The 4,921-nt window shown below is 37.8% G+C and carries 3 protein-coding genes; all 3 read right to left on the bottom strand.

Annotated features, from left to right (window positions below):
• Positions 1–280: 280 nt before the first annotated feature.
• Complete coding sequence (locus ADM50_RS05795; protein ID WP_049484823.1) at positions 281–2,830, bottom strand: SA1320 family protein; 2,550 nt, start codon at positions 2,828–2,830, stop codon at positions 281–283.
• Entirely contained in the window at positions 2,827–3,507 is a 681-nt protein-coding gene (locus ADM50_RS05790; RefSeq protein ID WP_049484822.1) for a hypothetical protein, read from the bottom strand. The genes ADM50_RS05795 and ADM50_RS05790 overlap by 4 nt, the downstream gene beginning before the upstream one ends.
• Positions 3,508–3,570: 63 nt before the next feature.
• On the bottom strand, positions 3,571–4,921 hold a 1,351-nt coding region (locus tag ADM50_RS05785; protein WP_049484821.1), incomplete at its 5' end, for an FtsK/SpoIIIE domain-containing protein.

Here is a 4,921-nt window from a genome sequence, read left to right as displayed (position 1 = left end):
GACCCGAGCGATGGATACCAGCTCCTTGATAAAGTCTGGCTGGTTGACCTTGAGCTCTGCGAACTCATCTGAGATGAGAAAGAGGCTCTAACTCATTATACCATAAGAGATATATTGTAAGAAAAACTGAACACTGTATGGAATAATGAAAGAAAACCACCTGAAAATAATTCAGGTGGTTAATGATTCCCAGCAAAAGTTGGTATTACTTTTCATTTATTTTGTTGAACATTTTGAAAAATATAACATTCCTGTTTGATGATATAATCGAAATTAACTTTTAATCATCACCAAAGCAGTCATCAATTACATGACTAACATTACCAATGAGATTTATCATGTCTCCAAGTTTATACCCCAGTGCTTGTACAGCAGAACCTGAAGCAAGACTATCTAAATCGCTCTTGAAATTTGTAAATCGAATCTGCAATGATTTTATTACTGCCCCAACTGCCTTTTGAGAACGGACTACACCTTTCAAATTGGCCGCCCCATAAAATGCATCTTCCATTCCATTCCTGAACGCAGGTTTGAAACCACCCAACATAGATACAACTAGATTTATCGTTGTCGCAACTGTGGTCAAGTCTATATCCAAAGTATCAAGCTCTGAAGCCGCTGTTCGAATTGTACCAGATACTGAAATCTGGGTCTCCACAATTCCATAGAACTTTTTATCGTCCTTATCATCAAATTTATTCTTGTAATAAATTTCAGTAGGGAAATCGTTAATAAGTTCTTGTAGATTATCCTTTGAAGTGTTGATAACTTTATTTGTCTGTTCAATATATCCTTTTGCACTATCTAGGTAATTACTAAATGCTGTTGACATTTTATTTGCTAAATCCTCAGCTCTTACATCTATCTGATCATCAAAAGCATTAATGACATCACGATCATCAAATATTCCACTTTCTTCTAGGTAGGTATTATAATCCTGAGAAACGCTTGTATTGACATTTGGCACCGAGCTAAAATCTAGACTATCAATATTTCTAGCCAGTCCCCTATCGGTTTCCTCTAAAGCCGTTTTAATAATTTCTGCTACAGAAATAGTATAGGAAATGCAAGAAATGATTGTCTGAATGTTTTGTTCCAGTACTTTTAAAATTTCATTAACAGCTTGTGGAATCCCATCTCCAAAATGTGAACGCTTATCTAAACCTTTCGTACTTTTCTCAATCATTCCCTCAAATGAATTCACCAGTTCTGCACCTCTCCGACCCAAGTAAGTAGATGTATTTGATTCAGCAAATAGATTTCCTTCAGATTTTCCTTTTGAAGTCATTTTATGTACTTCAATATCGAGAAGAATTGAGTCACTATTAGATTTCATACTATTTAATTTTGATGTAATCGCTCCATGATCAAAACTTTTCCCTTCACTATCAAAATAGTCATTTAATCCACTAAAACCTAACCAATCAAAGTTTCTAGAGAAGTCGTAGGAATTATACGCTTTGAGAGTGTCAAAAGTCTCTTTCATACCATCATAATCGCTGAACGATTTATCTATCTTTTTTATAGCTTCAATCAAACTAATCGATTGCAAATGTTGGAAGACGGCTTCCTTGAGATTGTTTGTACGACTCGATAAATTATTCATAACATTCTCATTAGCCTGATTTGTACGCTTAACTACTTCTAGCAGATCTTCCGCATGTCCTAAACTGGCTTTCAGATTTGTAATCAAAATTATCATAGAGGTTGTATCTAAGCGAATTTCTTTTGAGTCACCATACTTTTTCAACAAATCTCGAGTTGTTGTATTCTCTGAAGTCACTGCAAAATCTAATGAACCATCTCCATCTATATCAACTGCAAATAACTGTTCCAGAACTACTTGCTTCGTATATTCCATAGCTGCAACACTTTTTCTGTAGTCTTTCATATTATGAGGAATCGGTAGATCAATCGCAACAACATTTTCAGGATACTTGGCTTCTCTTGTAATTCCTAAAATATTCAACAATGCTGGAGTATTATTATCCAATAATGTTTCGTATGCGCTATTATCCAGTGCCTGTCCTCCAAAAGAAATCTCCTTTCCATCTTGAGCCCAGACAAGATTCGTTAAAAAGTCTCGAGTTGTAGAAAATGTCACAGAGGAACCTTTATAATTTTTTTTCAACTCTTCAATTCGCTTTGCCTCTTCTTTAGCAGCTTTAACGTCCTCAGGAGAGGTAGCCTTTAAGCGAGAGAGATACTTCCAATATGGTCCTATCATCGTATTACCGTCAGCCACAGAGTGCATTAATTCATCTAACAAGTTAAACGCTTTTAGTATAGTAGAGTCGCCATCCATGACCATCTCTTGGGCAGTCTTCCCATTTACTGACTGAGGTGCTCCTTGATAGCCAATATTATAAGGAACTTGTCTTTCTAATGCCACTCTCCCGCTCTGAAACACTCCATAAGAGTGACCAGTAGTTGTGCTAATATAACGGCCACTCGCTTCTACTCTATCATAGAAATCAAGTGCTGGTTTATTCTTTTCTTTCAGGTACAAAGTATCATTTAATCCAATCGCTGCATCTACAATTATATCCTTATGACCATCAGCATCCATGTTGGTTCCAGCGTATGAGATATAAGTCTCTTTTGTCACCTTATCATAAACGGCAATCGCCGCAACACCTGAATCTGGATCATACATGGAGTCTACGATATCATAACTACTACTATCCACGCCAGCATCATCCAAAACCCCTACAGCCATCTCTGTTGGATTTTTACGACCAGCAGTATAGGCTATCTCGTATTTATATACAGCATCAGATAAGACGGCTGACATTTCAACTCGACGATTACTTTTTTCAATTTCATTCATTGATTATCCTCCCGTTGTTTAAATATAGTTAAATCTATTTGAACAGCCTCATCCTTAGATTCCATTAGTATTGAAATTCCATAGATTGTTCCACTAGAGTAATCTAATATTATTCGACAGGTCGTATCTTCTGGCATGTCGTACTTATTTTTAAGATATTTATAGAGGTCAGAATGATTTTCAGGCTGGTAGATAATATCGCTCAATTCAGTTTCAGCACTCTTAAAGGTTTCTTTTATATTCAAGGAAGCGAAATAATCTCTTTGTACTACCAAATTAAGAATTTCTTCATCATATAAAGGAGTTACCTCCGACCCATAATTTAACTTCCCATTAGAGTAAGTAACAGGAACTGTTTCTTTATTATCCCCAATTTTTATTGTATAGTCACCCTTAATGTCAGATTGGCTAGTATCTAAGAATACTTTATAATCCTTTACTACGTTTCCACTCTCTATATAAATACTATTTTTGTAAAGCTTTAATCCATTAAAATCCTTCTTATCTTGCTCTAAAAATTTAAATATAGGCTCAAACGTTTTTTCAAATTCGTACTGTTCCTTTGTTCTGTTTTTGGGAATGGTTTCACCACCCAAACTACATCCATTCAATAACGATGCTGTCATAAGTATAACTCCTCCTATCATTAACCATAAAATTATTTTTATTTTTTTCATCTTTCTTTACTCCGCAATTATAATATTCAATATTGATTCGTTATTTTTCTTTTTATTAAGAGTTTAGCGAATCAAAGCCTTGATCTTAATGTATGTGCTCTCACAAACAAAATAATGAACTTGATTTTCTAACATAGTCTCTCTTAGAGGTTTCTTTGTGACAGGTACAACGTTTTGATCATTGAGCCTCATGCTAATCAAAGCTTGTTTGAATCCTTTTGCTAGACGCAACGGAGCCTCTATATTACGAGAAATACTTTGGCTCGTAATAACAATTGAAGCATAGCCTGCTAGTAAACCCTGTTTAAAGATAAACTCTAGTCTCTTTTGTGCCACAGGTGTCAAATTTCCAATTATTTCGGTAATATTATAAAGAACGATAGTAACTACATGTTCTTTTAAGCCCTCTTGATTTCGCTTATGAATTTCCGATTCAAGAAGCTCTAGCCTATTTTCGATGTTTTGTATTTCATTCTCGTAAATGACTTCTTCCCTAAATCTCTCAATATTGAGTTTAGAAAATTGTGGTGCCAAGACGATGACCTTCTGTTTCCCTTTGGCAATGTGTTTTACCAAGGCCGTCATCTGTTCTTCTTTATCTGTTAAGTAAAGGAGATTTCCTTTAGCCAGATTCCAAGTAACAGGCTCAACTGTCTCCAAGTCCAGTCCTAATGGCACAAGTCCGTGTTCATAGGCAGTCTGCACGCTTGCTCGGCTATAGAAGTCTTTCTCCGTCAACTCCTCTGGCACCATCGGAATGGCACTTGGGCGCTGTCCGGTCCAGGCTTCTTGGAGGGAAGCGACTGCTTGGCGCAGGTTATTGAGGACTTGAGTATCATTGGCTCCATAAACTGGGAGAGCCAGCTGGATGACATCCACCTCTTCACGCTTCATAAGGGCACGTCCCTTGATATCTTCCATAGTCATAGCAAGTGGTGTAGAGCCCACGATGGCCCGCACTTCACCTGCCTCATTTTGTGGCAGGCTCAACTGGTGCTTGAAGTTCGAGTAGAGTTGAGCACGAAGGTTGGTCTGGCGACCAGCTGTCACCAAGAGGTGAACCCCGATACTGAGACCTTCACGAGAGATACGCACCAAGAGCTTGAAGAGTTCCGCCTCATAGGCTTCTTCCTTGAAGGCCTCATAGCTATCTAAGAGGATGACAATAGCCGGCTCTTCCTGACCACTGGCCTGACGGTAGAGTTCCAAGGTCCCAACACCATAGTCCGCAAGGAGTTTCTTACGACGGTTGAGTTCTCTCTCCATGATTCGTACAAACTTAGAGATCTTCTCTGTTTGGTCCAAAAGCATGGTATCTGCCACCTGTGGAAGCTTGGACAATGGAGCCAAACCATTGGTACCAAAGTCCATCAAGTACATGGTAAGGGCCTTGGGACTGAATTTGCGAGCCAAG

This window comes from Streptococcus oralis (assembly GCF_001075675.1).
Taxonomy (GTDB): Bacteria; Bacillota; Bacilli; order Lactobacillales; family Streptococcaceae; genus Streptococcus; species Streptococcus oralis_V.
This window is presented reverse-complemented; position numbering and strand designations above follow the sequence as displayed.